This window comes from Serratia sp. A07, assembly GCF_058725505.1.
On the sequence record NZ_JBZXDO010000109.1, the window covers coordinates 1 to 3,002 of the forward strand.

The following is a 3,002-nucleotide window of genomic DNA, read 5'->3' on the forward strand; positions in this document are numbered from 1 at the left end:
GTCAGGTCGGCCAGATTGGCCGCTTTCTTGGCACTCGCATCGTTGACCGCCTTGACGGCTTTGGGCGTGGCAGCGAGTGTGCTGCTGTCAAGGCTCGGGTTATCGGAGAGCTGCACGAACCCCTTGGCCGATGTGGTGCCATCCGGGTGATTGCGGGAACGCTCGTGCGCCTTCAGCCCCTCATTGGCTTTTTCCTGCTGCTTCTTCAGCCAGAGCGTACGGTTGGCGAGTTGTTTTGCCGGCTTGTTGGAGACTCCATCCGGGCCACCCAGCACCGGGTCTGAGGTTTCCAGTTGGTAGATACCGTCTTCCCACTGGTCCTTTTCGGTCAGGTTACTCATGGCTTAACTGCTCCCATGGTTGTACGTCCCGTCATAACGGGCCGTGTTGTTGTAGCGAATGGCGGCGGCGGTAAAGTCCAGGCTGGCGAGCGCACAGCGCGCCGGTGCGAAGGCATCCAGCGTACGACGCAGCAGCTTGGCCTGGTCGTTGGTAATGGGCTGACGCAGCATCACCCGGTAGACCGCCCAGAGCGTCTCTTTAGGGAATTGGACTGCGATATGGGGATCGAGCCCGTCACCCCCTTCTTTCAGCTCAACTTCGCCAAATCCCAGGCGGCGGATCACCTCGCGAACCGACCAGGGCGTGCCTTTATAGCGGTGCAGCTCGATAGCGTTTTTGAGCATGGCGCGGCGTGCGCTGTCCGACTCGGCAAGGCTCCAGCCGTTATCGCCCGTCAGCGACAGTTGCTCTGCCAGCCAGGGCAGCGCCGAGACCTCCGTCAGGTCAATCAGGTACACTAGCAGCGGCGTCAGATCCAAATCCTGCAGACGGCCGGTGAGCTGGGCCAGCAAGCGGAACCGTTCGTCGCGCGCCAGCGGTGGCGTCATCGTAAGCTTCGGCGACTGCGTGAGGGCCTCTCTGTCAGTCATTGACTATCCCCTTGAGAGTCAGGTTGATGCCGGTGCAATGCGGCCATTCATGCGGGGCGACTTCGCGCAAGGTCGGTTCGGCAAGGTTGACCTGGTACACGCCAGGTACAGACAGAGCAGCACTGATTTGACTGGGGACGATATCCCGCCCCAGCCGCGTCGACAGTTGCGTCGTCCAATCTTCCGCCGCCTTGTTTGCCTGCGCCATCACCTGTTTTGCGTCCTGATTGGCATAGAGCCAGATATCGGCCCGTATACGGTAATCCACCTTGCCAGGCATCAGCACGTTCACCGTATCAGTGAGCGGACGCACCTTCTCATCGGAACAAAACCCTTTCACCAGGGCGAGCAGCGTTTCATCGGGCATACCGGTGGTCAAAAGCGGATAGAGGTTAACCGTGCCGGGTACCGGACGCACAACCGCCACGTCGCTGATATTCTGGTGGGCGCTCATGGCGTGGAAACGGTACGCCTGCCGGGAGCCGGCATTGCTGAACGACTCCGGGGCCAGGGTAATGCGCTCGCGCAGGCGGTCATCATCTTCCTGGTCTGCGCCGCCGGCACTGGGTGCGGTATTGGTCACCGTCAGATCCAGATTGCCTATCTCATCGAGTAGCGTACTGATTTGTGCCGGCTGCCAGCCATTGCCGGCAACGCCCGGTTCGCTGCAGGTGGCCTTGACCTCGACCGCCGTCGTCGTGGCATTGAGGATGACGTCCGCATCGGTGTTAAAAATGATGCTGTCGTTTGCGCTGACACGCGTACCGGCCGGTATCAGGGCCGGGGTTGTCGGCGCAACGTCGACGCTGAACCGCAGTGTGGTACGTGCCGGCTGCGCGGCCAGACGATAAACGCCCACCAGTTCACCGAGATAATCCAGCATGGGCGCTCGCGCCAGAGCCACCAGGTTTTGCTCTGCCGTGTCCTGAATGGCGACGCGCACCAGATTCTCGCGGTAGGCGATCAGGTTGATCAGCAGGCGTTCATCCTGCGCCGGGTACAGCGTTTTGCCGCTGGCTTTTTCGTACCAGGCAATCATCTCTGCAGTCAGGGCCTGCGGATCGGTACTGACGAAGACGGGTTTATCAAGCGCTAACGCCATGTGACCTCCGTGGTTTCTGTCCACGCGGCGCCGACGGGACGCCATTGCACCTGTAACCAGGCATGCTCACCCTCGGCGCGATGCGAGACCGAGACCACTTCCGCGCGCGGCTCATAACGCCTGAGCGCATCCGTGGTCTCTCTGACCACATGAGGCAGCGCCTGGTCTACCGGCTGGTCGATATAGCGGTAAATGTTGCTGCCAAAATCCGGCCGGTGCGGGTCGGCCGCGCAGGGCGTGCCGAGGATTATCTGTATTGACTGGTGAATATCGGCAAGCCCGGTGACGCGCTCGCCCGGGCGATACAGTGCCGGTTGCCAGTAGACGGAAGTTGCGTTTTCAGTTTTCATGCCGCCAGCATGTCATGGGCGGGCGTTGGGGAGTATTAAAGGGCTTTAAAACCCCGCCGCCGGCGGGTGGGTGTGACGCAGGTTGACGCGCTATTTGATGGGAGGATCGGTCGGGTTGCCGTCATGCCCGTTGCCGTGACGGTGGTTTTCCAGGGAGACCGACGCCGAGGTGATGTCGCCGGTGGCCTTGACGTCACCGGTAATGGTCGCCGCCGCGCCGCTGCCCCCGCTGCCCGCCATGCCGCCTAGGTAAGTCAGCTTCTTCTGCACGGTCAGATTGCCGGTGGCGATGGTTTCCGGCGTATCCAGCGTCACCGACGTGCTGGCTTTCACCGTGGCCGTTTGCGTGGTGATCACCACAGACGCCTGGGTGGCGATATCCAGGGTCTTTATCGCGCCGCCGATGGCCATGGCGTTCGCCTTGCGGTCGTATTCCACGAAGGTGCCATCGGCAAAATCCACCCGGCGCTTGTCCCGGGATGCGATGGTCGGTTTATCCACATCAGAATACACCGCGCCCAGGACCAGGCCGTCGTCCCCCTGAGGATCGAGCAATACCTTGACCTGTTCGCCGATATCCGGCAACCAGTAATCCTTGTTGTTCTGGGTGTTGCGCTG

At 61.4% G+C, this 3,002-nt stretch carries 5 protein-coding genes; all 5 read right to left on the reverse strand.

Annotated elements, in window-relative coordinates:
* Positions 1-341, reverse strand: a 341-nt coding sequence (locus AC4PR2_RS28170; RefSeq protein ID WP_492175947.1) for a tail fiber protein, incomplete at its 3' end; no start/stop codon positions are given.
* Between the two features lie 3 nt (positions 342-344).
* Positions 345-932 carry a phage tail protein I gene (locus AC4PR2_RS28175; RefSeq protein WP_492175948.1) on the reverse strand — a complete coding sequence of 196 codons (588 nt, stop codon included), beginning with the start codon at positions 930-932 and terminating at the stop codon, positions 345-347.
* Positions 925-2,034 carry a baseplate assembly protein gene (locus AC4PR2_RS28180; RefSeq protein ID WP_492175949.1) on the reverse strand — a complete coding sequence of 370 codons (1,110 nt, stop codon included), beginning with the start codon at positions 2,032-2,034 and terminating at the stop codon, positions 925-927. Before AC4PR2_RS28180 ends, AC4PR2_RS28175 begins: the two co-directional genes overlap by 8 nt.
* Positions 2,025-2,384 carry a GPW/gp25 family protein gene (locus tag AC4PR2_RS28185; protein ID WP_492175950.1) on the reverse strand — a complete coding sequence of 120 codons (360 nt, stop codon included), beginning with the start codon at positions 2,382-2,384 and terminating at the stop codon, positions 2,025-2,027. Before AC4PR2_RS28185 ends, AC4PR2_RS28180 begins: the two co-directional genes overlap by 10 nt.
* A 90-nt stretch (positions 2,385-2,474) precedes the next feature.
* Positions 2,475-3,002, reverse strand: a 528-nt coding sequence (locus AC4PR2_RS28190; RefSeq protein ID WP_492175951.1) for a phage baseplate assembly protein V, incomplete at its 5' end; no start/stop codon positions are given.